We start from the raw sequence: 24,585 nt of genomic DNA on the forward strand, positions 1-24,585 counted from the left end.
GGGACGATCCAGCGCACACGGTGATCATTGCCCGCCGGAGCGAGGTCAGGAGGCGCGTGCGGCCGCGAGAGTGCGGCGGGGCACGAATGCGGACTCGAATCGCGCATTCTCGAGCTCCGCTGCGGGGTCCTCGATGCGGCGCACGATCAGGTCTGCGGCGGTGCGCGCCATGCCGGCGATGTCATAGCCGATCGTGGCGAGGTCGATGATCGGCCAGGCGGCCTCGGGAAGGTCGTCGAAGCCCACGATCGAGAGGTCGTCTGGCACTCGGAGGCCGGCGCGGTGCGCGGCGTTCAGGGCCCCGTAGGCCACCACGTCGTTGCCGCAGAAGAGCAGAGTCGGGTGGCCGGGCGCCGCGAGGATCTCGGTCGCGGCGGCCTCACCCTCGGCGGCCCCGTAGGGAACGCGTCGGACATCCGCCTCGTCGAGCGCCACGCCTGCGACAGCGAGCGCCTCGCGCAGTGCCGTCTCGCGGCTCTGCGCTGTGCTCGTGTTGCTCGGGCCGAGCACGGCGCCGACCCTCGTGTGGCCCAGCTCGACCGCTCGCCGCACGGCCTCGCGATAGCCGGGAGCCGGATCGACCACCGTGGCATCCGCCTCGACGAACGAGCCGGTGCGGTTGAAGTAGACGAACGGCAACCCGCGGTCCTTCAGCCTCAGCGGGGCGACGGAGTCGACCGTCGTCGTCGCCAGGATCACACCGTCGAGTCCGTTCGCGAGCAGGCGCTCGACGATCGTGTCGTTGTCGGCGGATTCGGTATGCAGCATCAGCTGGTACCCGAGCGCCTCGAGCTCGCGGTGCACCGGGGCGATGATGTGCGAATAGAACTGGTTGTCGAGGTCGGTGAGCAGCAGCCCTATGCGTCGGGTGCGGCCGGACGACAGCGCTCGACCGGCTTCGCTCGGCACATAGCCCAGCAGCTGCGCGGCCTCGCGCACCCGAAGCTTCGTCGCCTCGGACACTCGCGCATCGTCGCGCAGTGCACGAGAGACGGTCGGCTGCGACACCCCTGCCAACCGGGCCACATCACGACTCGTGACGACCATGTGACGCCTCCCCCTCGATTCCAGGATTCTACTGCCCTTGACGCCGGAATGCATACGCGGTCATAATCAGCACATACGTATGCAACGGAAGGAAGGGCCATGCCCCTGCATCTCAAGACCGCGCCGACGAAGACGTTCGCGGACACCGCTCAGCAGGACGTCGCCGAGCGGGTGAGAGGAATCATCGGCGACATCCGGGAGAACGGCGACGCCGCCGTTCGCCGATACGCCGAGCAGTTCGACAACTGGAGTCGCGACTCGTACCGACTGTCGGACGACGAGGTCACGGAGATCATCGCGACGCTCGACCCGCAGGTGATCACCGACATCGAGTTCGTGCAGAGCCAGGTGCGCCGCTTCGCTCAGGCCCAGCGGGATTCGCTCGTCGACATCGAGGTCGAGACGCTGCCGGGCGTCTTCCTCGGGCAGAAGCACGTGCCGGTGCAGGCCGCCGGCGCCTACATCCCCGGTGGCAAGTATCCGCTCACGGCCTCGGCCCACATGACGATCATCACCGCGAAGGTCGCGGGCGTGCCTCGGGTCGTCGCGTGCACCCCGCCCATCCGGGGTGAGATCCCCGCGGCGACCGTGGCCGCGATGAAGATGGCCGGCGCCGACGAGATCTACATCCTCGGCGGAGTGCAGGCCGTGGCCGCGATGGCTGTGGGCACCGACTCGATCGAGCCCGTCAACATGATCGCCGGACCCGGCAACGCCTATGTCGCCGAGGCCAAGCGCCAGCTGTTCGGCGAGGTCGGCATCGACCTGTTCGCCGGCCCCACCGAGATCCTCATCGTCGCCGACGAGCACGCCGATCCGTTCTTCACCGCGGTCGACCTGCTGTCGCAGGCCGAGCACGGTCCGGACTCCCCCGCCGTTCTCGTCACGACCTCGCAGTCGCTCGCCGAGGAGGTCATGGACTGGATCGAGAAGATCCTGCCCGGCATGCCCACGCGCGACTACGCCGGCCCCGCCTGGCGCGACTGGGGTCAGGTGATCGTCGCCGACGACCTCGACGAGGCGTACCGGATCGCCGATGACTTCGCCTTCGAGCATGTGCAGATCTTCACGCAGAATCCGCGCGAGGCCCTGACGCGCATGCACGACTACGGTGCGCTCTTCCTCGGCGAGAACACCTGCGTCTCTTACGGCGACAAGGTGATCGGCACCAACCACGTGCTGCCGACGCTCGGCGCCGCCCGCTACACGGGCGGACTCTGGGTGGGCAAGTACCTGCGCACCGTGACGTACCAGGAGGTGCAGAACACCGAGTCGTCTGCCGAGCTCGGCGCCGTGTGCGGTCGCGCCGCCCGCGTCGAACTGTTCGAGGGCCACGCCCGTTCGGGGGATGCACGCGCCTGGCGGCATGCCGGCACCGAGTTCGCGTGGATCGACGAGAGCCACGCGGCGGTCGGCGCGGAGGCGCGATGACCGACCTCGCCGGTCGCACCGCGGTGGTCACCGGCGGCGGCAGCGGACTCGGGGCGGCCATCGCCCGGGCGCTGCACGCCGCCGGTGCGCAGGTGGTCGTCGTCGGGAGGGATGCCGAAAAGCTCGACCGCGTCGTCGCCGAGCTGGGTTCACGGGCACGCGGAATCACCTGCGACGTGGCCGACGCGGCATCCGTCGATGCGCTGTGCGAGCAGCTCGCCGGCACCGAGGTGTCGATCCTGGTGAACAACGCCGGGATCCCCGGCCCTGTCGCGGCTCTCACCGACATCGATGCCGCGGAGTGGGACGAGGTGTTCGCCGTGAACGTGCGGGGAACATTCCTGCTCTGCAAGGCGCTGCTGCCCGGCATGGTCGAGCGCGGCGACGGCGACGTGATCAACGTCGCATCCGTCTCGGGCAAGCGACCGCTCGCGCACCGCACCCCTTACTGCGCGTCGAAGATGGCCGTGATCGGACTCACCTCGACGCTCGCGTTCGAGGTCGGTCCCGCCGGAGTGCGCGTGAACTCACTGTCACCGGGGCCGGTGCAGGGGCCGCGCATGGAGCGCAACTTCCGCCTCGAGGCCGAGAGATCGGGCACGAGCATCGACGACGCCGAGCAGGCGTTCGTCTCTCGCGCGGCGCTCGGTCGCATGGTCACGGAGCAGGAGGTCGGTGCGGCGGTCATCGCGATGCTCGGGATGCCCGGCATGTGCGGCGCTGACGTCGACCTGTCGGCCGGAATGGTGGCGTGATGTCGTCACTGCGTGCCCGCGCGCTCGCCGGCGAGAAGCTGATCGGCGCGCTGCTGCGCATGCCGTCGGAAGAGCTCGTCGAGATGCTCGCGATCGCCGAGTTCGACTTCGTCCTGATCGACTGCGAGCACGGGCCGGCCGATCTCGTCGCACTGCGCCAGCACATCGCGCTGGCCCAGGTGCACGGCGTGCCGGTGATCGTGCGCGTGGGCGAGGGCGATCGGGGCCAGATCCTGCGCGTGCTCGATCAGGGGGCCCAAGGAATCCTCGCGCCTCATCTCGACACGGTGGCGGATGCTGGGGCGCTCGTCGACGCGGCGATGTACCCACCCGTCGGGTCGCGCGGTTTCGCGACATACAGTCGAGCGGGGCGGTTCGGGCTCGTCGCACCCGCCGATCACCGGGACTGGTGGCTCGAGAACACGCTCGTGCTCGGCATGGTCGAGTCACCGGGCGGAGTCGCGAGCGTCGACGACATCGTCGCTGTGCCGCGACTCGACGGCATCATGGTGGGGCCCGCCGACCTCGCTGCCAGCTCCGGCCCCGACGACCAGCCGGTGCCTGAGGCGATCGCCGCGGTGCATTCCGCTCTCGCACGGGCCGGTTCGCTGCGCATGGACATAGTCGGCACGCGGGATGCGGCGAGCGCGGCCTTCACCGACGGCGCCGACCTCGTCGTCTACAACCTCGCGTCATCGCTCATGGCGCATCTGCGCGGCCTGGCGACGCCCGAGCGCTGACTCGCACGGCATCCTTCCTCGCGAGAGGCTCGCGCTGCGAAGGAGATCTCACGCAATGAAGGATGCTTCACCGCATCCGATCCTTCGCAGAGCGAGATCTCCGTCGTTACGCGCGCCCGTCATCAGGCGACGGCCTCAGGCCCCGCCGTCAGGCGCCCGCCGTCGGGCCCCCTCAGGCGACGGCGCCGGCCAGGCGCTGCTGCGACATCCACGACCGCACGAGACGCCCGAACTCACGCGGCCGCTCGAGTGGCAGCAGGTGGCCGGCATCCAGAGTCACGAGCCGTGCGTCGGGCATCGCCGAGACGATCTCGGTGTGGAAGTGCGGCGGGCAGATGACGTCGTCGAGCCCTGACACGACGAGCGTCGGCATCGGCAGCTCGGGCAGGCGGGCGAGCAGATCGGTGCGCGTGAGCTGCATCCGCAACTGCGCCCTCAGCCGCTCCACGCCGGTGTCCTCCCCCATCCTCAGCGTCCGCTGCACCAGATCGGGTCGGTCGCGCACGAGCGCCTCCCCGAGAAGAGGAGAGAGGATGCTCTGCTGCAGTCCCCTCGGTTCGCCGCCCTCGTCGAGCTGCGCCAGCCAGTCGCCCCATCCTGCGCGCTGCGCATCGGTGGGGGCTTTGGCGTTCGTCGAGACCAGGCAGAGGCCCGCGACACGCTGAGGCGCCGCGAGCGCGAGCGCCATGCCGACGATGCCGCCCAGCGAGTGACCGACCAGCACGAAGCTCTCCGGCAGCCCCTCGAGCAGCGACTCGACCTGCCCGACGATGGAGGGGCGATCCAGCACCGGCTGAATCGCCCCTCCCGCCCCCACTGTGACGAGCCCCGCGTCCGCCCACAGGTCGCTCGTGCAGTTCATCCCCGCGAGCAGCACGATCGGCGGCACTGCGACAGACACGTCAGCCCTTCACGGCACCGTCGCTGAGCCCCGCGACGAGATACTTCTGCGCGATGAACGCGATCACGAACACCGGGATCGTGAGCAGCATGGATGCGGCTCCCGCCTGTTGCAGCATCGGCAGGGTCTGCCCGAGCTGGGTGGCGATGAAGACCGGCACGGTCTTCGACGAGGTGTCGGTGAGCACGAGCGCCGTGAGGTACTCCTGGAACGCGAACAGGAAGACGAAGATGCCGGCCGTGAGGATGCCCGGCCCCATCAGCGGGATCATGACTCTGCGCAGCATCCCGATCCTGGTGCAGCCGTCGATCATCGCCGCCTCGTCGAGCTCCTTGGGGATCTCGGCGAAGAAGTTGCGCAGCAGCCAGATCGTGAACGGCTGGTTGATCGCGACCAGGGCGATCGCGAGTGCGAACGTCGTGTCGTAGATCCCGAGCGCTCGGCTGATGTCATACATCGGCAGCACCACCGCGAAGCGGGGCAGCGCACGGAAGATCAGGGCGACGACGAGCAGCAGCGCCGAGACGTAGCTCGGAAAGCGCGAGAGCGCATACGCCGCCGGGATGCCGATCACCAGGGCGATCACCGTCGACACCACCGCCACGACGAGCGTGTTGATGAGGTAGTCCGCGAAGTAGGTGGTCTCCCACAGATCGACGAACGCCTGCAGCGTCGGCTGGTAGTCCCAGAGCACGGGAGGGTTGGAGAAGGCGACGTCGGTCGGCTTGGTGACCGACAGCATCATCCAGATGAACGGGCTGAGCATCACGATGCAGAGCACCGCGAGAAGCAGTCCCGTGATCCAGGGCGGACGACTCGGGCCGCGACGGCGGCGCTTCGATGCGCCGCTCGTGATGATGGCCCTCGTGGAGAGCTCGGAAGTGGTGAGACTCATCGTTCTGCCTTCGCTTCCTTGAAGATGTCCCGGATGAAGGGGATCAGCATGACGAGGATCAGCAGGATCGTCAGCACGTTGATCGCACTGCCGAGTCCGAGCTTCTCCGCCCCGTCGGCGAATGCGACCGAATAGACGTAGAGCATGATCGACTCGTTGCCGATCGACTGCGCCTGCGGTGAGAGCGGGATCAGGTTGTCGAACATCCTCAGGACGTCCATGATCGTGATCAGCGTCACGAACCCGAGCACACCCTTGATCGTCGGGATGATCACGTTCAGGTGCGTCTGGAACCCGTTCGCACCGTCGATCTTGGCGGCTTCCTTGAGCTCGGCCGGCACCCCCTGCAGACCCGCCAGGATGATGAGCATCGCGAACGGCAGCATGTGCCACACAGTGTTCGCGATCACCAGGATGCCGTTGGGCACCTGATCGGTGAACCAGAGCACCTGCGAGCCGCCGAAGAAGCCGATCAGCCGGTTCACGACCCCGCCGAAGTTGTCGTCGAAGAGCCACGAGAAGGCGACGGCTCCGACGAGGTTCGGCAGCACGTACGACACCAGCATGATGCCGAGCACGAGCGGTCGAGAAGTGGTGATGCGGTTGATGCCTGTGGCGATGATGTATCCGGCGACCAACAGGATCACCGTGGTGATCACCGTCACCGTCACCGTGAAGAGAACCGCCTTGTGGAACCGCGGGTCGGTGAGCGCATCCGTGAAGTTCTGCAACCCCACGAACGTTCCCGGCGTACCGTAACGGACCTGCTCGAAGCTCCACTGCACCGTGCGAATCAGTGGCAGTACCAGCAGCGCGCACATCACCACCAGACTCGGGGCGAAGAGCAACCAGAATTCGCGTGCCTTCATGTTCGTCCCTCCTGGACGGACTGTGGCCCGAACCTCACGTTCAGGCCACAGTCATCGACCGATGGTCGTTGGTCAGCCGGCGATCTTCTCGCCCGCGGCCTGCATCTGCGCCAGTCCGTCGTCGACGGAGACGTTGCCGTTGAGGATCTCGACCAGGATCGGCCGGATCTCGTTCGTGATGTCGGCGATCACGGGCGACACGATCGGCGGCTTGGCCGAGGCGAGCGAGTCGTTCGCGGCGGCGCCGTACGGAGAGTTCTTCTCGGTGACCATTCCCTCGCGTGCCGGGTAGGCAGCGGGGACGGACGCCGTCGAGGCGTCTTCGCTGACGGCGGAGGCCATCATCACGAACAGCATGTCGTGGTCGAGCTTGGTGTTGAAGGGGATGGACCAGCCGTCGATCGACAGTCGGTTGTACGAGTAGGCGGCATCGTCGGACACCTTCGGCGCGCCTGCGAAGCCGAACGAGTCGGAGAGCTTCGAGTTCGCCGGCAGGGTCAGGTCGATCATGCGACCGGAGAACATGATGGACATCGCGGCGGTGCCGTTGAACATCTGCTGCTGCACCTTGGGCTGGTCGAACGTGGTGACCTGCGGGTCCATGTAGGGCTTCAGAGCGAGCATCGACTCGACGGCCTGCTTTGCCTCTTCGGTATCGAGGGTGACGTCGCCGTCTGCGGTGACGAAGTCGGCGTCGAGCGAGTTCATCGCCGCCTGGAAGCCCGTGGTCACATCGCTCGTGGCGAGCCAGGGCAGCGCGATCGGGTAGTCCATGAGCCCGGCCGCCTTGATCTCCTCCGCAGCTGTGATCATCTCGTCGAAGGTCGTCGGCACCTCGAGCCCGAGGTCTTCGAAGATGTCGGTGCGGTAGGCCATGACGAACATCTGCGCCTGCATCGGCAGTGCGTAGAGCTCGCCGTCGTACGACATGCCCTCGCGCATCGACTCGCTGATCTCGCCCAGACCGTAGTCGTCGGCGTACTTGTCGAAGAGATCGTTGAGGGGGACGAGCTTCTCGTCCTCCGCGAGGCTCGGGATGACGAATCCGTAGGTCTCGACGATGTCGTAGGTGCCCGTCTCGCCCGAGAGGGTGGCCGTGGTCTTGGTCACCTGCCCGCCGAAGTCGATCGGGTCGTGCTTCAGCGTCACGTCATCGGTCGAACAGCTCGAGACCATGGTGTCGGTGAAGGGGTCGATGGCGGAGGAGTTGTAGGCGAGGACGTTGACCGTGGTCTTGCCCTCCGGAGCGGTGTAGTCGCACGACACCGTTGTCGCGTTCTCATTGTCGGTGCGGGTTCCGGCGCCGCAGCTAGAGAGGGCGATCATGCCCACGGCTGCGAGGGCGAGTACCGGCAGTGCTCGATGCTTGATGTGTCCCATGTCGCTGATGGTATACGTATGCAACGGACTTAGGGAAGCCTATATTCCCGGAAACTTTCAGTATTGAATACGTATACTGCGAAAACTCGCGGCCCGCTGCGGGGAGACGCTGTCGAGACCACTCTAGAGACCTTCCGCGATCTCCTTTATCGCCGCCAGACGGCGGTCCCATCCGCGACCGATCGCATCGAGCTTCTTCGCCGTCGCCTCGAGTTCGGCGCCGATCGCGCGGAAGCGCACTTCGCGCCCGACCCGCACGGGTTCGACGAGTCCCACCTCCTGCAGCACTGCGAGATGCTTGGCGATCGCCTGACGCGTGACAGGCAGGCGCCCGGCGAGGGCGGATGCCGAAGCATCCTCCTCGCCGAGCGCAGTCAGGATGCTCCACCGCGTCTCGTCGGCGAGCGCCGCGAACATCGGCAGCAGCGACGCGGCGGTCACGCTTCGGCCTCGACCAGCGCCACGAGCTTGTCGAGCTCGAGGTCCCAGCCGGTGCGGTGCTCCTCCATGTTCACCGCGGCATCCGACGTGCGGTCGAACCCGGTCTCGACGACGGTCAGCAGCGTGCCCCCGTCGAGAGGCTCGAGCGTGAAGGTGAACACCGTGGAAGTCTCTTCGTCGAGCTCGGCCGGACGATGACCGAGGGCGTCGTCGTTGCTCCAGCGGTAGGAGATCAGCCGCGGCTCGTCGATCTGCTCGATGCGCAGCGGAATGACGTCGTCCGGGCCGAAGGTCATCGTGCCCGTCGCTCCCACCCCCGCGCCGTCGAGTTCGGTGCGCCCGAACCACCGAGACACGTGCTCCGGCTCGGCGACAGCGCGCCAGACCTTCTCGAGCGGGGCGGAGATGCGGATCGAGCGTCGGACGGTGAAACCCGCCGCGTCGATGACGGATCCTTCTTCTGTCCTGCCGTTCATGATGACTCCTTCGTCTCGTGTGCGCGTGCGGATTGATGCAACTACAGGGTTGCACTTAAACCATCGTGATGCAACCCCCGAGTTGCATACGTGTCGCCTCGTTGTCCGAATGCAGGACGACAGCACGGATGCAGGACGATATGGCCCGGATGCTCCTGCGTCCGTGCGTCCGTCCTGCATTCGGACGCGGGAAGAGACAGGACGGGCGCCGACCCGCACCGTTACTCCCGGACCTTGCGCTTCTCGAGCACCCCGGCGAGCAGCACCGCGACGAGCGCCGAGGCCGGCGCCACGATCAACCCGGCCCGCAGGCTCTCGTTGTCGGCGATGAATCCGACGAAGGGCGGCGAGAGCAGGAAACCGAGACGCAGCAGCCACGACACGATCGTGAGACCCACGCCCGGCTTCAGCCCTGGCAGCTCATCGGCGGCGTGCATGGCTGCGGGGATGAGCGTCGCGATGCCGAAGCCGACGGCCGCGAAGCCCGCGATCGTTCCGGGGACGCTGGGGAAGATGAGAGCGAGGGTCATGCCGCCCGCGGCGATCAGGCCTCCGACCCTCGCCACCGCACGCTGGCCGAACCGGTCGGTCATGCCGTCGCCGAGCATCCTCCCGATGAACTGCGCGCCGACCAGGGCGATGAATCCGAGAGGGGCGATCGCGGCCGCGGCGCCGAGCGACTCGCTCAGGTACAGCGTGGCCCACGAGTTGCCGGCATCCTCGGCGACCGCGCCCGCCATGGCGATGAGCGTGAGGGCGATGACCACCATCACGGTGCGCGGGCTCACACCCCGGCGCACGGCGGTCTGCAGCTCGACGGGTTCGGCGGTGGCCTCGGCATCCGCCTCTTCGTCGCGTCCGGGCAGGCAGAACCAGAGTGCGGTGAATGCCACGGCCGCGAACACCGTGGTCGAGATCCCGAGGTGCACGCCGAGAGGCAGCTGCAGCGCGATCGCGGCGGCGGCCATTCCGCCGCCGAGCACCGCGCCGATCGACCAGATCGCGTGGAAGGAGTTGATGATCGAGCGGCCATAGCGGCGCTGCACGCGTAGACCGTGCGCGTTCTGCGCCACGTCGGTGATGGCATCGGCGGCACCGCCGAGCAGCAGGGCGACGGCGAACAGGATGCCGGAGGGTGCGAGCGCGGCGGCGAGCAGACCGAGTCCGGTGGCGATCGTGCCGATCACCGCGATGCGTGCGGATCCGAACCGACGGATCAGCACTGCGGCGAGCAGCCCGGCGGCGATCGCTCCGGCAGGGTAGGCCGCGATCGCGAGACCGTATCCGACGTTGTCGAGATCGAGGGCGGCTTTGATCTCGGGGTAGCGCGGAAGGATGTTGGCGAACAGCGCGCCGTTCGTCAGGAACAGCGCTGAGACGGCGATGCGCGCACGTCGGGAGGCCCGATCCGGCACCGACCGTCGAATCGATTCGATCGAAGTCATAGCAACGACCGTACACGCCGATCGGGGGCTTCGGACAATCGCGACGAGCCTCAGCCGATGGGACTCAGCCGCCGAGACTCACCCGATGGGCTCAGCTCAGCTGGGGCTCGACCTCGGGAGCGGCCACCGCGCTCGATGCAGCCGCGGCCACGGCCGCCTTCGCCTCGTCGAGGTCGTCGAACCGTCCGAGGAAGTCCGATTGCGGGCCGAAGGCGCGGAATCCCTCGCGGGGTGTTCCCGTGATCGAGCCGAGGAACTGGCGTCGATCATTGCCCACGTGGAAGCCGGGGTCGACCTCGACCCAGAGGCCTCGGGGCCGGGATGCCGAGCGCACTCGCGCGGTGGTCGCAGCCTTGGCAGCTTTTCTTATCCGAGTCGACATGCGTCACGCACTCATCGCGTGCAGTCTGCGAGAACCGCCGGCCGACCGGGCGAACTCCTCGCGCGTGACGTCGAGACCGCCGGATGAGCTCGCGGCGTTCATCATCGCGACCACCAGCGGCCGATCGATCGCCGCCTCGTCCTCGATCGCGAATCGCAGCGGGATCGAGGCGTGCAGCCAGAGCGTCTCGGACACCCCATCGCTCAGCGGGAGCGTGAGCGGGAACGCCTCGTTCCGCCGGAGCTTGGTGACGATCACGAGGCGCAGGTGCGTGAGCAGTTCATCGTCGACCTCGATCGGTGCCGCGGTGTTGCCGTACGTCAGATAACCCATGGTCTCTCCTCAAGCCAGACTTCGCTTGATAGATAGATTACTAGGTTACCTAGCTAAATCCCAGTCGGGACTCAGGGCAGGTCGCTGATCTCTTCGGCGAGTCGGCGCAGGAAACGCGTCACAGCCTCGGTCTGCTCCGGCGTGAATTCGCTCGCGAGAGACTCGATGCGCTGCGTGAGCTCATCGGCGGGAGAGTGGAGATCCCGCAGCGACGGGCGCAGAACCTTCGAGCGGGCATCGGCCGGGTGCGGGGCGATGACGATCTGCCCGCGCTCCTGCAGTCGACGCAAGAGGCTCGTGATCGCCGCCGTGCTCACGTTCAGGTGGGCGGCGAGGCCGCCCGGCGTGGCCGGTGCGTCCGAGGGCGCATCCGTGATGAACCGCATGGCTTCACGATCGGTGTCGTTCGGCGCACGCATGGCGGCCAATCGACGCCCCAGCTGCGCCTCGGCGCGACGAAGCTCATCGACCCGCGCGACGAGTTCGGTCGCAGTCGTCTGCAGCTCGGTTCTGGTTGCCATGTCTCACCCCCTGACGCTCCCATGATACTCGATGGAAAGGTAACCAGGTTGGCTAGTGAAATCCAATGCGACCTGGGACTCTCTTCGGATGCGAAGATGGATGTCTGTGGGAAGGACAGTCATGGTCGAGCGATTCACCCTCGGGGATGCGGGGTACATCATGTACTCCGACATGCTCGATCGCCTGCGGGAACGCTTCCCGTCCGTGCCCGCGTGGCGACTCGACCAGATCGTCACTGCCGAGCACGATGCCATCACCGGCGGCATCCTGCAGATCGTTCCCGCCGAGGTCGAGTCGGGCGCGATCGAGATGCTCTCGCGCGAGACCGACGAGCGCGAGCGGCAAGACACTCTGAGCGATGACGGCGAGGTGGCGTGATGGAGCGCTCTGAGGACTTCGGCCGATCCGGCTACTGGTACCCCGAATCGAGCACCGCCAGCACGGTCGACGTGCTGAACATGCTGCGCCGCTACCGCGCGGCCGAGACCGCTATGCGCGCACGCACCCGCGCATCGATGGGCATGAACGAGACAGATCTGGTGGCCCTGCGCTTCCTGCTGCGCGAGCAGCGGGCCGGACGCATCGTGCGCCCGATCGACATCGCCCGCATGCTCGACATCTCGACCGCCTCGACGACCACTCTGATCGATCGACTCGAGAAGGGCGGCCACGCGAAGCGCGAGCCGCACCCGACCGACCGCCGTGCGGGCGTCGTCGTGCCGACCGTCAGCAGCGACGACGAGGTGCGCGAGACCCTCGGGGCGATGCACCGACGGATGCTGTCGCTCGTCGACGAGATGAGCGACAAGGAGCGCGGGATCGTCACGCACTTCCTCGCGGGCATGACGTCGGCGATCGAAGAGGCATCCGACCTCGACCAGGAGCTGCGCGACGTCATCCGCTCGCACGAAGAATCGGAGTCTTCCGGCGAGTGACCGCCGAGGGCCGGCCGCGAATCGGCCGACCACCCGACGGGTCGATCAGGCCTTCTCGGCCTGATCCTCGGTCTGCTCATCCGCGTCCTGTTCCGCCTGCGCGGCCAGCTCGGCCACGTACTCCGGGTTCTCGAGGCGCTCGGGGAAGAGCTCGTCGAGATCGAGGTCGGGGTTCTCCTCCTGCGTCTCGACCAGCTCGACGGCCTCTTCGTGGGTCTGCACGCTCGGCATCGCGCCGGGCAGGGGCCGGCGCGCCGACTCCTTGAGCACGACCACGGCGATGAAGCCGGCGATCGAGGTGCCGATCACATAGAACGCCGGCGCGAGCGACGACCCGGTCATCTGCACGAGCGCCTCCATCACCACCGGAGCCGTACCCGCGAACAGCGCGACCGCGAGGTTGTACGAGATGCCCATGCCGCCGTATCGCGACGACGTCGGGAAGAGCGCAGGCAGCGACGACGCGAGGTTCGCGACGTAGAACGTCACCGGGAACGCGAGCAGCACGAGACCGAGCAGAGTCGACCAGATCTCGCCGTGCATCATGAACAGGAACGACGGCACGGCCAGCACGATCGCCGAGATCGATCCGATGAACAGCACCCTCTTGCGACCGATGCGGTCGGACAGCTTGCCGGTGAGCGGGATGCAGAGGGCCATCGCAACAAGCACCGGAAGCGTGAGCAGGGTGCCGTGCACCTCGTCGTAGCCGAGGGTTCCGGTCAGATACGTCGGCATGTAGGAGGTGAGGGCGTAGCCGACCGTGTTCGCGGCGGCCACCAGCACGAAGGCCGTGAGCAGCTCACGCCAGTACGCGCGGATCAGCGCGATGACGCCCTTCGGGGCATCGACCGCTTCCTTCGCGTCGTCGGCCGCGCGCTGGGCGGCATCCTGCGCTTCCTGGAAGGCCGGGGTGTCTTCGATCTTGAGACGGAAGTAGATCGCGATCAGTCCGAGCGGCAGGGCGACGAGGAACGGGATGCGCCAGGCGAAGCCCTGCATCACGTCGGCCGAGAGCGTGAGCTGCAGGATCGACACGAACGCGGCGCCGATCGCGAAGCCCATGTACGAGCCGAGGTCGAGCAGCGAGGCGTAGAAGCCGCGGCGCTTGTCGGGCGCGTATTCGGTGATGAACGTCGTGGCACCGGCATACTCGCCGCCGGTCGAGAAACCCTGTGCGAGCTTGAGGACGATCAGCAGGATGGGCGCCCAGACGCCGATCACCGAGAAGTCGGGCAGCACGCCGATGAGGAAGGTCGCCGCAGCCATCATGATGAGCGTGAACGCGAGCACGCGCTGGCGACCCATGCGGTCGCCGAGCTGGCCGAGCACGATGCCGCCGAGCGGACGCGCGACGAAAGTCACGGCGAAGACGCCGAGCGAGAAGAGCGACTGCGCGCCGGCCGACGCGTCGGGCAGGAATGCGCGCCCGATGATCACGGCGAGGTAGCCGTAGACGCCGATGTCGTACCACTCCATGAGGTTGCCGACCACGGTGCCCGCGACGGCGCGGCGGAGCATCGGGCGGTCGACCACCGTGACGTCCTCGACGGTGAGGCGCCGCAGTTCGTCCTGCTTGACCGGTCGCAGGCGACGGATCAGTCGCTGCCACATGGTCGGATTCTCGGTCTTCAATGGATCGGACATTCAGTCATCTTCTCTCTCGTGCCGGATCAGCCTCGTAGGCCGGGCCGGACAGACGACGGGGAGGCGGCTGTCGCCGCCTCCCCGCACTGTGTGGCTGTTCTCAGCTGTTGAACGCGTCCTTGACGTTCTCGCCGGCCTTCTTGACGTTGGCCTTCGCCTGGTCGGCGCGGCCCTCTGCCTCGAGCTTCTCGTTGTCGGTCACCTTGCCGGCGGCCTCCTTCGCCTTGCCGGCGAGGTCCTGAGCGGCGTTCTTGATCTTGTCATCGAGTCCCATGGGGGATCCTTTCTCTCATCAGCGGTGGTCTTCAGTTGGTCTACGACTGCGGCTCTGCACTTACAGCGGGAGCGAGAGGATCTGGGCGATCAGCGGCAGCGTGGCGGCGGCGATCAGGGCGATGAGCCCGACGATGCCTGCGGTCTGCCAGAGGGGAGCGCGCGACGAGGAAGCCTGCGAGAACGACGCGCGCGACGAGGAAGCGGCGACGCGGTCGATGCCGGTGCGCCTTCCTACGGCCTCGCGGGCGGACAGCGGGGCGAGGGTGACGGACGAAGCCTCCGGGCTCACGATCCGGCGCGCTCGGAGATCGCGACGCGTGGGGGCTTCTGCTGCTGTCGTCATGGCCTCTCACCTTCCTCCGCACAAAGATTACTAGGTGAACTAGTGAATTGCCACCCTAGCGAAATATTCAGGCATTCCGCTTACGCTCAAGACATGACCGAGCTCACCCAGCCCACCGGGCACGAAGAGGCCCTGCGCGCCCTCCCCCGCGAGGACGGATCGGCGCCCCGCGCGCTCGTCCTCGGAGCCACCGGATACATCGGCGGCCGCCTCACCCCGCGCCTGCTGAACGCCGGATACCGGGTGCGCACGCTCGCCAGAGACGCCGCGCGCGCGGCATCCTTCCCCTGGGGCCCGGAGTGCGAGATCGTCGAGGGCTCGGCGGATGACGCGGATGCCGTGGCCGAAGCCATGGACGACGTCGATGTCGTCTACTACCTGATCCACTCGATGACCGCGGGCAAGGGCTTCGAGGAGAGCGACGAGCGCGCGGCCACCACGGTCGCGGAGGCCGCGGCGAAGGCCGGCGTGCGTCGCATCGTCTACCTGGGCGGCCTGCATCCCGAGGATGCGAAGCTGTCGCCGCACCTGCGCTCGCGCGTGCGCGTGGGCGAGATCTTCCTCGAATCCGGAGTGCCGTCGCTCGTGCTGCAGGCCGGTGTCGTGATCGGCTCGGGGTCGGCATCGTTCGAGATGATCCGCCACCTCACCGATGTGCTGCCGTACATGCCGGCGCCGAAGTGGGTGCGCAACCGCATCCAGCCGATCGCCGTGCGCGACGTGCTGCACTACCTGCTCGGAGCTGCACGGGTGGATGCCGATGTGAACCGCGCGGTCGACATCGGCGGCCCCGACGTGCTGCGGTATGGCCAGATGATGAACGGGTACGCACTCGAGGCGGGTCTGCGTCAGCGGGCGATCGCGGCTCTGCCCGTGCTGACCCCCGGCCTGGCATCGCACTGGGTGAACCTCGTGACGCCGGTTCCGCGGTCGATCGCGCGGCCGCTCGTCGCCTCACTGCAGAACGAGTGCATCGTGAAGGACCATGCGATCGATGACCTGATCCCGAAGCCCGACGGCGGGCTGACGCCGTACCGCACCGCGGTGTCGATGGCGCTGGGCCGGGTCGACGCCGACACGATCGAGACGAGCTGGCAGGATGCCGAGGTCTCGGGCGCCCCGAGCGATCCGCTGCCGAGCGACCCCGACTGGGCCGGACGCACCGTCTTCACCGACACCCGCAAGCTGAAGACGGCCGCGCCGGTCGACGGGCTCTGGCGCGTGATCATCGGCATCGGCGGCTCCAACGGCTGGTATTCGTCGAAGTTCCTGTGGGCGGTGCGCGGGTGGATGGACCGCCTCGTCGGCGGCGTCGGCCTTCGCCGCGGGCGTCGCAGCAAGGTCGAGGCCCGGGTCGGCGACGCGATCGACTTCTGGCGCGTCGAGGCCGTCGAAGAGCCGGGGCGCGCGACCGAATCCTCCCCCGCGAGCGGCGGGCTGCTGCGCCTTCGCGCCGAGATGAAGGTGCCGGGCGAGGCGTGGCTCGAACTGCGGGCGCTGCCGGACGGCGAAGGGTCGCGCTACGAGCAGCGCGCCGTGTTCTTCCCCCGCGGACTCGCCGGCCGCCTGTACTGGCTCGGCGTGCTGCCGTTCCACGGGTTCATCTTCGCGGGCATGGCCGCCAGGATCACCGACGCGGCTGCCGTTCCGGTCGAGACGGTCGCGCCCGGGGCTCCGGGTGCTGATCCCGAGGCGGCCGCCGTCGCCTGAGCCGCACCGGCCGTCCGGCCGCTGCGCGGGGCCACTTACACACCGCAATTCCGCGCGGGGTCGCCTTCGCACCCGATTCCATGCGGGGCCACTTACACACCCCACACAGCCGATTCGGATGCGTAACTGACCCCGCACGGGCCGAAACCCGTGCGGGGCCACTTATGCATCGAAAGTCAGGATGGGCGCTCGGCCAGTCCTGCGGGGTCGGCGCCGGGATCCGCAGCGGCATCCGCATCCGCATCCGCACCGGTCTCGATCGCCCCGGCATCCGGGATGATGTCGATCGCCTCGGTCGCGGTCGCGTAGACCTCGGCGAGGCTGTCGTCGACGTCGGCTTCGTCGATCCAGGCGAGGTCGTCTTCGGAGTGGTCATACTCCACCGGTACGAGGGCGAAGTCGTCGCCGTACTCCTCGAGCCCCGCCATGACGCTGTGGCGCACGGCCATGCGGGCATACCGGTCGCGCAGGATCAGCGGATCGCGCCGGAGGTCCTTCATGAACGCGACCATCATGAACGCCATGATCACCGCGAACGGCAGGGCGGCGATGATCGTGACGTTCTGCAGCGATTTCAGCCCGCTGCCCTCCTCGCCGGTGACGAGCAGCACGGCGGCGATGACTCCGACCAGGACACCCCAGACGACCGCGACCCAGCGCGACGGCTCGGGCCGCCCCTGCTGCGACAGCGTGCCCATCACGAGGGATGCGGAATCCGCCCCGGTGATGAAGAAGATCGCGATCAGCAGGATCAGCACGATGCTGGTGATCAGCGGGAACGGCAGGTTCTCGAGCACGCCGAAGAGCACTTCCTCGGGCGGATCGACCGTGAGGTTCGCGCCGTCCATCTGCTGCTGAATGGCCGTGGTCCCGAAGATCGCGAACCAGATGAGCGAGATGACGGCGGGCACGACGATGACGACCGACACGAACTGGCGAAGCGTGCGGCCGCGCGAGATCTTCGCGATGAACATGCCGACGAACGGCGACCACGAGATCCACCATGCCCAGTAGAAGATCGTCCAGCTCGACAGGAACATCTGCGCCTCGTCGCCCTGCGAGGCCGAGCGGGCGACCATCTCGGGCAGGTCGCCGAGGAACTGCACGGCGACCGAGGGGATGACGTTGAGGATCAGCAGCGTCGGACCGACGAAGAACACGAAGAATGCGAGCAGCAGAGCCACGACCGCGTTGATGTTCGACAGCGCGCGGATGCCCTTCGAGACGCCCGAAACGGCGGATGCGATGAAGCACGCGGTGAGCACGGCGATCGCGGCGATGAGCACTCCGTTGCCGAGTTCGCCGATGCCGCTGACGATCTCGACGCCGTGGCCGATCTGCAGGGCGCCGAGGCCGAGCGAGGCCGCGGTGCCGAACAGCGTGACGATGATCGAGAAGATGTCGATCGTGCGGCCGAGGGGTCCGGTCGTGCGACCCTCTCCGAGCAGCGGAGCGAAGATCGACGAGATCAGCGGCGTGCGGCCGCGGCGGAATGCACCGTAGGCGATCGCGCCACCGACGAGCGCGTAGAACGCCCAGGCCTGCGGGCCCCAGTGATAGAGCACCTGCGCCTGCGCGGTGTGCATCGCGTCGAGAGTGTTCGCCTCGACGGTGCCGGGCGGCGGGTTCTCGAAGAAGGTGAGCGGCTCGGCGGCACCCCAGAAGACGAGGCCGATGCCCATGCCGGCGGCGAACAGCATCGAGATCCACGAGAACATCGAGAACTCGGGCTCTTCATCGTCGCGGCCGAGGGGGATGCGTCCATAGCGGCTGAAGCCGATGAACAGCATGAAGACGAGGATGACGGTGGCGATCGTCGTGAAGAAGAAGCCGAAATACTCCACGACCCAGGCGAGCACGGTCGAGGTCGTGCCCGAGAGGTTGTCACCCGCGAACACACCCCACGCGATGAACGCGACGGTCAGCGCGACGGCGAGGCCGAACACGAGCGGATCGGTGCGGTAGGTGCGGCCGGTCTCTTCGACCGCGACGCCGGGAACGAGCGCCGGATGCACGCCACGCGGCGGCACGGCGGCGATGTCACGCACGATCTTCTGGGCGGCCTCGGTGGCCTTCGCGGCCTGCCGGACTGCGGCAGTGTTGGTCTTCGGAGCGTCGTTCCTCGGGGGCGTCTTATCGTCCGGAGTGTCCATGGGAACCCATTCTCCCATGCCGGCATACTGCGGCTGGGGCGGGAAAACCCAGATCAATCGGTCGATCCGCGGCGCGTCGGGGTCGGACGCGCCGCGCGGATGCCGGACGCTCCGGGTTTTCCGGGCGCGTCAGCGCGGGCCGGACGCGGCGGCGGGGCGGGCGGGCGCGCGTCAGCGCAGGCGACGCCCGCCGAAGACCGCGTGCAGCAGGGGAAGGGCCGAGACGCAGATGAGGGTGATGCCGAGCGGCGGCAGAGTCGCGACGAGCAGCGCTCCGCCGACGAGCATCGCGGCGAACAGCACGCCGGATCCGATGCGGCGCGCGATGCCCTCGAGCCGGTCGAGGCGACGCTCGAGGCGCGAGGTGTCGAAAGAGACGTTGCCGTCGTCGACCCGGGTGATGATCGCGTCGATCCGCTTGGGAAGGCGATAGGTGACGGCCGCGGTCTCCATGGCCTGCTGGGCCATCTCCTGCATGAGGTTGCCCGACTCGTCGCGCAGCAGTCGCCCGGCGTAGGGCTCGGCGGCATCCCACACGTTGAAAGTCGGGTCGAGGCTCGAGCACATGCCCGAGGTCAGCGAGACCGCGCGGATCAGCAGCAGCATGTTCTCGGGAAGCTGCAGCGGGAGCGAGCGCACCATGTCACCGAACTCGTCGGCGAAGTCCGTGAACTCCTTCGGGTCGACCTTGCTCAGCTCGGCGAAGCCCATGCCGCCGAAGCGGGCGAAGAGCGCCCGCAGAGCGCGTTCGAGCTCGGCGGTGTCGGCCGACGGCAGCAGCACGCCGATCTCCTGCGCAGCGGCCACGAGCCCCTTGCTGTCGCGGCCGGCGACCGCGATGAGCAGCGTGCGCAGCCCGTCGCGAAGACTCGCCGGGACCTCGGCCATCATCCCGAAGTCGATGAAGGTGAGCCGGAAGTTGCGGCCGGTGGTGGATGCAGGCTCCGGCGTCACGAAGATGTTGCCGGGGTGCGGGTCGGCGTGCACGAAGCTGTGCGTGAACACCTGGTCGAACATGACCTCGGCGAACACGTCGGCGACCTCCGACGGATCGATGTCCGCTGCGCGCAGAGCATCCGTGTCGTTGATCTTGATGGCAGTGACGTCCGACAGCGTGAGCACGCGGCGGGTCGAACGCTCCCAGACGATCTCGGGGGCGCTGACGCGCGCATCCTCGGCGAAGTTCTCGCGGAACCGCTCGGCGCTGGCCGCCTCGTGCAGGTAGTCGATCTCCTCGAGGCTCGTCTGCGCGAACTCCTCGACGAGACCGGGGGCGTCGACGCGGTCGGCGACCAGCCGCACGCGCGTCAGCCACCGGGCCACGCGGCGGAGCGCGGCGAGGTCGACCGCGACGATCTCGTCGATGCCGGGGCGCTGCACCTTGACGACCACGTTGCCGAGTCCGGTGTCGACGGCATCCTGGGCTGCGAGACGGGCGCGATGCGCCTGCCCCAGGGATGCCGCGGCCACCGGCGTCTCGTCGAACCACGCGTAGGCCTGCTCGAGCGGCATGCCGAGCTCGGCCTCGGCGGCAGCGCGGATGCCGGAGAACGGCACGGACGGAACCTCGTCCTGCAGTCCCTCGAGCTCTTTCGTGATCTCGGGCGGCAGCACGTCGAGGCGCGACGACATGAACTGGCCGACCTTGATCATGAGGCCGCCGAGCTCGACCGCGAGCACGTGGAAGCGCTTCGCGAAGCGCTGCATGCGCGGCGCTCGGGTGCGCTCCGAGACCGAGCTCAGACCGAACTTCGGCAGAACGAGCTCGAACCACCAGATCTTGAGGAATTCACGCGCCGCGAACGAGAGGATGCGGCGGTACCGGGCACGATGGGCGCCCTGCGCCGCAGCATCCGTCATGTGTCGTCCCTGGGTCGTGTGTGCGATCAGTCCTGAGCGAGGATCGAGTACAGCCTACGGCGGGCGTCATCGAGGATCTCGATCGCCGCCTGCACCTGCTCAGGCGATCCGCTGCGGCCCACCTGCGCGGCTGCCGCTGCGAGGTCGACGCCCGCCTTGGGCAGAGCCGTGAAGCGGGGATCGTTGCGGTGACCGTCCTTCGTCGAGCTCGACTCCCAGGGTGCCGGTGCCTCGGTGGTCTCGGTCGCGACCGCACGACCGGCCTCGGTGAGCGAGTAGGTCTTGCGACCGTTCTGCTCTTCGGCCTCGATCAGGCCCTCGTCGGCGAGCAGCTGCAGCGTCGGGTAGACCGAGCCTGCGCTCGGCTTCCACGAGCCGCCACTGCGCTCGGCGATCTCGTTGATGATCTGGTAGCCGTGCATCGGCTTCTCGGCGAGGAGCGAGAGCACCGCGGCGCGAACGTCGCCCTTGGCCATGCGGGTGCCGCCGGACGGACGCTGCTCGAACGACTTGCGCAGCTGGTCGAGTGCGTCGAAGAGGGTGCCGGCCGGGCCGTTGGCTCCGCCGAAGCCGCCGGATCCGAAGATGCCGCCCAGCGGGTTGTCGGTGTTGCCTGCGCCGTTGCCTGCGCCGGTGCCGAAGGGGAATGCGTTGTTCATGATGACCTCCCGGAAGTGGTGAGCGATAGTCAACGATATATCGTTAAGGCTGAGTGGCGGGTGGGAGTTTCGGTTCTGAAGAAACTTCGGCGGATGTGTCGATCGACCTGATGCTCGATCGTCATCCCTCTGTACGCTGACCGTCGAACAGTGAGGAAGAGACCATGCGCTACACACTGCTGTTGCACTACGAAGAGCTCGACGCCGAGACTCTGGGCGCCGAAGCGCTCGCAGGAGGACAGGCCGCATTCGCGAGCTACGCCGCCACCCTGCAGTCGGCGGGGGTGCTGATCTCCGCCGAGGTCCTGCAGCCGTCGGCCGTGAGCACCACGGTGCGGGTGCGCGACGGAGAACTGCAGGTGCAGGACGGCCCGTTCGCCGACACCAAGGAGCAGCTCGGCGGGACGGTCGTGATCGACGTCGCCGATCTCGACGCGGCGATCGGGTTCGCCCGACAGGCACCTCCCGCATTCTGGGGCACGGTCGAGGTCCGGCCCGGCGCCGTCTTCACCGTCGACGGCGTCTGGATGCCGAACCGATGATCCCCGAGGAGGTCCGAGCCGCCGCAGAGAGCGCGGCGCGGACCTCCTATGGCCGGCTCGTCGCGCTGCTCGCTGCCCGCTCGGGTGACCTCGCACTCGCCGAGGACTCCCTGTCGGGGGCATTCGAAGAGGCATTACGACGCTGGCCGGATGCCGGTGTGCCCGACAACCCGGAAGGGTGGCTGTTGACCGTGGCCAGGAACAGACTGCGCGACGTGTGGAAGTCGGCTGCGGCGAGAGCATCCGCTCCTCTCGACGAGGAGAGCGCACGCGACGATCCGTTCGCCAAGCACGATCCGCTGGCGATCGGCGACAAGCGGCTCGAGCTGCTGTTCGTGTGCGCGCATCCGGCTATCGACCCGGCGGTGCGCGCTCCGCTGATGCTGCAGGCCGTGCTCGGCTTCGACTCGGCCGACATCGCCCGCGCGTTCGCGGTGCCGCCCGCAGCGATGGCGCAGCGACTGGTGCGGGCGAAGAGGCGCATCAAGGACGCCCGCATCCCGTTCGCGATTCCCGAGCGGCGAGCGATGCCCGAGCGGCTGCCCGCTGTGCTCGAAGCCGTGTACGGGTGCGCCGCGCTGGCCTGGAGAGGAGACAGCGATTCGCTCGCGGGTGAGGCGCAGTACCTGGCCGCGACCCTCGCCGGGCTGCTCGAGGACGAGCCCGAGGCGTGGGGTCTCGCGGCTCTCACGACGCTGACGCTGGCGCGGCGATCGCGGGAGTTCGTGCCGCTGGACGAGCAGGATCCCTCGTCGTGGGATGCCGCACTGATCGCCGAGGGCGAGGCGTATCTGCGGCGAGCGCAGCCTGCGGACGCGCCGGGGAGGTTCCAGCTGGAGGCGGCGATCCAGGCGGTGCATTGCGACCGTCGCCGAACGGGCCGCACCGACTGGGAGGCGCTGCGGATGCTGTACTCGGCGCTGCTCGCAGTCGCGCCGACTCTCGGAGCTCGGGTGGCGGCCGCCGTGGTGACGGCGCGCATCGAGGGGCCCGAGTCGGGACTCGACGCGCTTCCGCCCGATGCCGAGGGATTCCAGCCCTACTGGGCGGCGAGAGCGGAGCTGCTCGCAGAGGCAGGCCGGGATGCGAGGGATGCGTACGCGAGGGCGATCGCGCTCGCCGACGATGAGGATGTCCGGGAATTTCTGCGTTCTCGCGCGGAGGCGCACGGACGGAGCCGCTGACTCTCCTGCACGCATTCGCGCCTGAGCGCAAGCCCCGTGCGCCACATAGCTCTCGGTGTTTGACTGCCGTCGATGTCGAATTCCCCTGCCGTTCAGCCCGCGTCCACCTCGATCCGAGTGAGCGTGGTCGTCCCCGTGTTCAAGCCGGGTGCGGCATTCGACGAACTCATCGCCTCGCTCGACGCCCAGACGCTCGATCACTCACGCTTCGAGGTGCTGCTGTGCGACGACGGATCGGGCAAGGCGACCGCGGCACGGCTTGTCGAGGTCGCCCGCGATCGGGACTACATGCATGTGGCGTTCCTGCCGCATTCCGGGTGGCCGGGCACGCCCCGCAACCACGGGATCGACGAGGCGCGAGGCACGTACATCCAGTTCGTCGATCAGGATGACTGGCTCTACCCCGGGGCACTCGAGGCGCTGTGCGACTACGCCGACCAGCACGCATCCGACGTCGTGGTCGGCAAGGAGGTCGGGATCGGGCGCCGACTGCCGAGCCGGATCTTCCGTCGCGACGTGCCCCAGGCGCGGCTCGGTGAGGATCCGCTGCTCGAGATGCTCACGCCGCACAAGATGTTCCGCACGTCGTTCCTGCGCGAGAATCGCATCCGCTTCCCCGAGGGCAAGGTGCGCCTCGAAGACCACCTGTTCGTCATGCGCGCGTACTTCGAGGCGTCGACCATCTCGATCCTCGCGAGTCAGCCCTGCTATGCCTGGGTCAAGCACGCGGGCAGCGCGAGCTCGTCGCGGATCGACCCGGAGTCGTACTTCCCGCACCTCGAGGCCGTGCTCGACCTGGTCGAGCGCTACACCGAACCCGGGCGACTGCGGGATCGACTGCTGCGGCACTGGTTCCGCGGCAAGATCCTGAAGAGGCTGACGGGCAAGAAGTTCCTCGGGTACCCCGACGAGTATCGCGAGCGGCTGCTCGACGTGGTCGGGCCGCTCGCGCAGCGTCGGTTCGGACCGGGCGTCGACGGCGGGCTCGCGTTCCCGAACCGGATCAGGGCCGCGCTGCTGCGGGCCGACCGACGTGCGGATCTCGTGACGTTCGCGCGATTCGAGGTCGAGACGACCTGCCGCGCCGTCGTGACCTCGGCGCGGTGGTCACGGGGTGGCGGGCTGTATCTGACGGTCGCCGTGTCGATCACCCGCGACGGACAGGATGCTCTCGTCGTCGAGCCCGGCACCGGTGTGCTCACCTCGCTCCCCGTGGCGATGGACGGCCTGCCCACCGGCCTGCTCGAAGCCGGCCGCGAGCTGCAGAACGACCGGGTCGAGCTGGTGCTGCGCGACAAGGCCGCGGGGGTCGAGCGTCGTGTTGCGCGCGTGAAGCCCCGAAACCTCGACGCCGTCCCGCTCGCGATCGATCCGCTGAAGGTATTCGGACCTGATGACGAGTCGCGCGGCGCGCGACTGTTCGTGACCGTCCGGCGTGCCGGATGGACGTTCGACGTTCCCCTCACGGCGGATGCGGCGACGCTCGCCGCTGCCGGACACTCACCGCTGCTCGCCGGACGCACCTGCACTCCGGTCGCGCGCCGCGGCGGCGCGGTCGAGCTGCGGCGGCAGTGGCCCGGCGGGCGGTTGAAGGATCTGGCCGGGCGCGCGGTGCGTCGGGTGCGGGGTGGCGCGCGGAGCGCTTCGCGCACGACGTGA

26 protein-coding genes are annotated in these 24,585 nt (G+C 68.1%); 9 read left to right on the forward strand and 17 right to left on the reverse strand.

Annotated features, from left to right (window positions below; all coding sequences use genetic code 11):
- Window positions 1-45: 45 nt before the first annotated feature.
- The gene (locus ASF63_RS06020) at window positions 46-1,047 is read right to left on the reverse strand and encodes a LacI family DNA-binding transcriptional regulator (RefSeq protein WP_056510773.1); all 1,002 of its coding nucleotides are present in this window, start codon (window positions 1,045-1,047) and stop codon (window positions 46-48) included.
- Between the two features lie 99 nt (window positions 1,048-1,146).
- Here ASF63_RS06020 and hisD point away from each other — a divergent pair, with 99 nt between their 5' ends.
- The 3 genes from hisD to ASF63_RS06035 are packed head-to-tail and all read left to right on the forward strand — an operon-like array spanning window position 1,147 to window position 3,973.
- Window positions 1,147-2,478: a histidinol dehydrogenase gene (hisD, locus tag ASF63_RS06025; RefSeq protein WP_056510777.1), complete on the forward strand. Its 1,332-nt coding sequence runs from the start codon at window positions 1,147-1,149 to the stop codon at window positions 2,476-2,478.
- Window positions 2,475-3,233, forward strand: coding sequence for an SDR family NAD(P)-dependent oxidoreductase (locus ASF63_RS06030; RefSeq protein ID WP_056510783.1), 759 nt, complete (start codon window positions 2,475-2,477; stop codon window positions 3,231-3,233). Before hisD ends, ASF63_RS06030 begins: the two co-directional genes overlap by 4 nt.
- Entirely contained in the window at window positions 3,233-3,973 is a 741-nt protein-coding gene (locus tag ASF63_RS06035; RefSeq protein WP_056510787.1) for an HpcH/HpaI aldolase family protein, read from the forward strand. The genes ASF63_RS06030 and ASF63_RS06035 overlap by 1 nt, the downstream gene beginning before the upstream one ends.
- Window positions 3,974-4,145: 172 nt before the next feature.
- Here ASF63_RS06035 and ASF63_RS06040 read toward each other — a convergent pair whose 3' ends face one another.
- From ASF63_RS06040 to ASF63_RS06085, 10 genes are all read right to left on the reverse strand, one after another.
- Window positions 4,146-4,874 carry an alpha/beta fold hydrolase gene (locus ASF63_RS06040; protein WP_056510790.1) on the reverse strand — a complete coding sequence of 243 codons (729 nt, stop codon included), beginning with the start codon at window positions 4,872-4,874 and terminating at the stop codon, window positions 4,146-4,148.
- Between the two features lies 1 nt (window position 4,875).
- Window positions 4,876-5,769 carry a carbohydrate ABC transporter permease gene (locus ASF63_RS06045; RefSeq protein WP_056510793.1) on the reverse strand — a complete coding sequence of 298 codons (894 nt, stop codon included), beginning with the start codon at window positions 5,767-5,769 and terminating at the stop codon, window positions 4,876-4,878.
- Window positions 5,766-6,638 (reverse strand): carbohydrate ABC transporter permease, encoded by an 873-nt coding sequence (locus ASF63_RS06050; protein ID WP_056510796.1) that lies wholly within the window; start codon window positions 6,636-6,638, stop codon window positions 5,766-5,768. The genes ASF63_RS06045 and ASF63_RS06050 overlap by 4 nt, the downstream gene beginning before the upstream one ends.
- Window positions 6,639-6,710: 72 nt before the next feature.
- Window positions 6,711-8,018, reverse strand: a complete 1,308-nt coding sequence (locus tag ASF63_RS06055) for an ABC transporter substrate-binding protein (RefSeq protein ID WP_056510799.1) — start codon at window positions 8,016-8,018, stop codon at window positions 6,711-6,713.
- A 123-nt stretch (window positions 8,019-8,141) separates the two neighbouring features.
- Window positions 8,142-8,459: an ArsR/SmtB family transcription factor gene (locus ASF63_RS06060; protein WP_235560711.1), complete on the reverse strand. Its 318-nt coding sequence runs from the start codon at window positions 8,457-8,459 to the stop codon at window positions 8,142-8,144.
- Window positions 8,456-8,935: an SRPBCC domain-containing protein gene (locus tag ASF63_RS06065; RefSeq protein ID WP_056510801.1), complete on the reverse strand. Its 480-nt coding sequence runs from the start codon at window positions 8,933-8,935 to the stop codon at window positions 8,456-8,458. Before ASF63_RS06065 ends, ASF63_RS06060 begins: the two co-directional genes overlap by 4 nt.
- A gap of 221 nt (window positions 8,936-9,156) precedes the next feature.
- Window positions 9,157-10,380: an MFS transporter gene (locus tag ASF63_RS06070; protein ID WP_056510804.1), complete on the reverse strand. Its 1,224-nt coding sequence runs from the start codon at window positions 10,378-10,380 to the stop codon at window positions 9,157-9,159.
- A gap of 91 nt (window positions 10,381-10,471) precedes the next feature.
- Entirely contained in the window at window positions 10,472-10,762 is a 291-nt protein-coding gene (locus tag ASF63_RS06075) for a hypothetical protein (RefSeq protein ID WP_157534249.1), read from the reverse strand.
- Between the two features lie 3 nt (window positions 10,763-10,765).
- On the reverse strand, window positions 10,766-11,095 hold the full coding sequence (locus ASF63_RS06080; RefSeq protein ID WP_056510811.1) for a hypothetical protein: 330 nt from the start codon (window positions 11,093-11,095) through the stop codon (window positions 10,766-10,768).
- A gap of 71 nt (window positions 11,096-11,166) precedes the next feature.
- Complete coding sequence (locus ASF63_RS06085; protein ID WP_056510814.1) at window positions 11,167-11,616, reverse strand: MarR family winged helix-turn-helix transcriptional regulator; 450 nt, start codon at window positions 11,614-11,616, stop codon at window positions 11,167-11,169.
- 121 nt (window positions 11,617-11,737) lie between these two features.
- On the opposite strand from ASF63_RS06085, the gene ASF63_RS06090 reads away from it, so the two are divergent.
- Together ASF63_RS06090 and ASF63_RS06095 are read left to right on the forward strand one after the other, a co-directional pair.
- The gene (locus tag ASF63_RS06090; protein ID WP_056510824.1) at window positions 11,738-11,995 is read left to right on the forward strand and encodes a hypothetical protein; all 258 of its coding nucleotides are present in this window, start codon (window positions 11,738-11,740) and stop codon (window positions 11,993-11,995) included.
- A complete protein-coding gene (locus tag ASF63_RS06095) occupies window positions 11,995-12,552 on the forward strand; it encodes a MarR family winged helix-turn-helix transcriptional regulator (protein ID WP_056510827.1) in 558 nt (185 codons plus the stop codon). The genes ASF63_RS06090 and ASF63_RS06095 overlap by 1 nt, the downstream gene beginning before the upstream one ends.
- 45 nt (window positions 12,553-12,597) lie before the next feature.
- On the opposite strand, the gene ASF63_RS06100 is transcribed toward ASF63_RS06095, so the two are convergent.
- The 3 genes from ASF63_RS06100 to ASF63_RS06105 form a co-directional block, all read right to left on the reverse strand.
- Window positions 12,598-14,166, reverse strand: coding sequence for an MFS transporter (locus tag ASF63_RS06100; RefSeq protein WP_056512761.1), 1,569 nt, complete (start codon window positions 14,164-14,166; stop codon window positions 12,598-12,600).
- Between the two features lie 133 nt (window positions 14,167-14,299).
- Window positions 14,300-14,473, reverse strand: coding sequence for a CsbD family protein (locus ASF63_RS18765; RefSeq protein ID WP_082477872.1), 174 nt, complete (start codon window positions 14,471-14,473; stop codon window positions 14,300-14,302).
- A gap of 60 nt (window positions 14,474-14,533) precedes the next feature.
- Complete coding sequence (locus ASF63_RS06105; protein WP_056510830.1) at window positions 14,534-14,818, reverse strand: hypothetical protein; 285 nt, start codon at window positions 14,816-14,818, stop codon at window positions 14,534-14,536.
- A 93-nt stretch (window positions 14,819-14,911) separates the two neighbouring features.
- On the opposite strand from ASF63_RS06105, the gene ASF63_RS06110 reads away from it, so the two are divergent.
- A complete protein-coding gene (locus ASF63_RS06110) occupies window positions 14,912-16,528 on the forward strand; it encodes an SDR family oxidoreductase (RefSeq protein WP_056510833.1) in 1,617 nt (538 codons plus the stop codon).
- A gap of 176 nt (window positions 16,529-16,704) precedes the next feature.
- Here ASF63_RS06110 and ASF63_RS06115 read toward each other — a convergent pair whose 3' ends face one another.
- The 3 genes from ASF63_RS06115 to ASF63_RS06125 all read right to left on the reverse strand — a co-directional run bounded on the left by ASF63_RS06115 (window position 16,705) and on the right by ASF63_RS06125 (window position 21,200).
- Window positions 16,705-18,681, reverse strand: coding sequence for a BCCT family transporter (locus ASF63_RS06115; RefSeq protein ID WP_056510836.1), 1,977 nt, complete (start codon window positions 18,679-18,681; stop codon window positions 16,705-16,707).
- 171 nt (window positions 18,682-18,852) lie between these two features.
- The gene (locus ASF63_RS06120) at window positions 18,853-20,541 is read right to left on the reverse strand and encodes an AarF/UbiB family protein (protein WP_056510839.1); all 1,689 of its coding nucleotides are present in this window, start codon (window positions 20,539-20,541) and stop codon (window positions 18,853-18,855) included.
- 26 nt (window positions 20,542-20,567) lie between these two features.
- Entirely contained in the window at window positions 20,568-21,200 is a 633-nt protein-coding gene (locus ASF63_RS06125; RefSeq protein WP_082477985.1) for a PadR family transcriptional regulator, read from the reverse strand.
- Between the two features lie 164 nt (window positions 21,201-21,364).
- Between ASF63_RS06125 and ASF63_RS06130 the strand changes: the two genes are divergently transcribed.
- From ASF63_RS06130 to ASF63_RS06140, 3 genes are all read left to right on the forward strand, one after another.
- Window positions 21,365-21,742 carry a YciI family protein gene (locus tag ASF63_RS06130; RefSeq protein WP_056510842.1) on the forward strand — a complete coding sequence of 126 codons (378 nt, stop codon included), beginning with the start codon at window positions 21,365-21,367 and terminating at the stop codon, window positions 21,740-21,742.
- Window positions 21,739-22,926 carry an RNA polymerase sigma factor gene (locus ASF63_RS06135; protein ID WP_056510846.1) on the forward strand — a complete coding sequence of 396 codons (1,188 nt, stop codon included), beginning with the start codon at window positions 21,739-21,741 and terminating at the stop codon, window positions 22,924-22,926. Before ASF63_RS06130 ends, ASF63_RS06135 begins: the two co-directional genes overlap by 4 nt.
- A 72-nt stretch (window positions 22,927-22,998) precedes the next feature.
- Complete coding sequence (locus ASF63_RS06140) at window positions 22,999-24,585, forward strand: glycosyltransferase family 2 protein (RefSeq protein ID WP_082477874.1); 1,587 nt, start codon at window positions 22,999-23,001, stop codon at window positions 24,583-24,585.

The sequence above is a fragment of the Microbacterium sp. Leaf320 genome (genome assembly GCF_001423485.1).
Lineage (GTDB): Bacteria > Actinomycetota > Actinomycetes > Actinomycetales > Microbacteriaceae > Microbacterium.

Coding starts and splice junctions, on each gene's coding strand:
- ASF63_RS06020 (WP_056510773.1), bottom strand. CDS start 1,047: ATGGTCGTCACGAGTCGTGATGTGGCCCGGTTGGCAGGGGTGTCGCAG.
- hisD (WP_056510777.1), top strand. CDS start 1,147: ATGCCCCTGCATCTCAAGACCGCGCCGACGAAGACGTTCGCGGACACC.
- ASF63_RS06030 (WP_056510783.1), top strand. CDS start 2,475: ATGACCGACCTCGCCGGTCGCACCGCGGTGGTCACCGGCGGCGGCAGC.
- ASF63_RS06035 (WP_056510787.1), top strand. CDS start 3,233: ATGTCGTCACTGCGTGCCCGCGCGCTCGCCGGCGAGAAGCTGATCGGC.
- ASF63_RS06045 (WP_056510793.1), bottom strand. CDS start 5,769: ATGAGTCTCACCACTTCCGAGCTCTCCACGAGGGCCATCATCACGAGC.
- ASF63_RS06050 (WP_056510796.1), bottom strand. CDS start 6,638: ATGAAGGCACGCGAATTCTGGTTGCTCTTCGCCCCGAGTCTGGTGGTG.
- ASF63_RS06055 (WP_056510799.1), bottom strand. CDS start 8,018: ATGGGACACATCAAGCATCGAGCACTGCCGGTACTCGCCCTCGCAGCC.
- ASF63_RS06065 (WP_056510801.1), bottom strand. CDS start 8,935: ATGAACGGCAGGACAGAAGAAGGATCCGTCATCGACGCGGCGGGTTTC.
- ASF63_RS06070 (WP_056510804.1), bottom strand. CDS start 10,380: ATGACTTCGATCGAATCGATTCGACGGTCGGTGCCGGATCGGGCCTCC.
- ASF63_RS06075 (WP_157534249.1), bottom strand. CDS start 10,762: ATGTCGACTCGGATAAGAAAAGCTGCCAAGGCTGCGACCACCGCGCGA.
- ASF63_RS06080 (WP_056510811.1), bottom strand. CDS start 11,095: ATGGGTTATCTGACGTACGGCAACACCGCGGCACCGATCGAGGTCGAC.
- ASF63_RS06085 (WP_056510814.1), bottom strand. CDS start 11,616: ATGGCAACCAGAACCGAGCTGCAGACGACTGCGACCGAACTCGTCGCG.
- ASF63_RS06090 (WP_056510824.1), top strand. CDS start 11,738: ATGGTCGAGCGATTCACCCTCGGGGATGCGGGGTACATCATGTACTCC.
- ASF63_RS06095 (WP_056510827.1), top strand. CDS start 11,995: ATGGAGCGCTCTGAGGACTTCGGCCGATCCGGCTACTGGTACCCCGAA.
- ASF63_RS06100 (WP_056512761.1), bottom strand. CDS start 14,166: ATGTGGCAGCGACTGATCCGTCGCCTGCGACCGGTCAAGCAGGACGAA.
- ASF63_RS18765 (WP_082477872.1), bottom strand. CDS start 14,473: ATGGGACTCGATGACAAGATCAAGAACGCCGCTCAGGACCTCGCCGGC.
- ASF63_RS06105 (WP_056510830.1), bottom strand. CDS start 14,818: ATGACGACAGCAGCAGAAGCCCCCACGCGTCGCGATCTCCGAGCGCGC.
- ASF63_RS06110 (WP_056510833.1), top strand. CDS start 14,912: ATGACCGAGCTCACCCAGCCCACCGGGCACGAAGAGGCCCTGCGCGCC.
- ASF63_RS06115 (WP_056510836.1), bottom strand. CDS start 18,681: ATGGACACTCCGGACGATAAGACGCCCCCGAGGAACGACGCTCCGAAG.
- ASF63_RS06120 (WP_056510839.1), bottom strand. CDS start 20,541: ATGACGGATGCTGCGGCGCAGGGCGCCCATCGTGCCCGGTACCGCCGC.
- ASF63_RS06125 (WP_082477985.1), bottom strand. CDS start 21,200: ATGAACAACGCATTCCCCTTCGGCACCGGCGCAGGCAACGGCGCAGGC.
- ASF63_RS06130 (WP_056510842.1), top strand. CDS start 21,365: ATGCGCTACACACTGCTGTTGCACTACGAAGAGCTCGACGCCGAGACT.
- ASF63_RS06135 (WP_056510846.1), top strand. CDS start 21,739: ATGATCCCCGAGGAGGTCCGAGCCGCCGCAGAGAGCGCGGCGCGGACC.
- ASF63_RS06140 (WP_082477874.1), top strand. CDS start 22,999: ATGTCGAATTCCCCTGCCGTTCAGCCCGCGTCCACCTCGATCCGAGTG.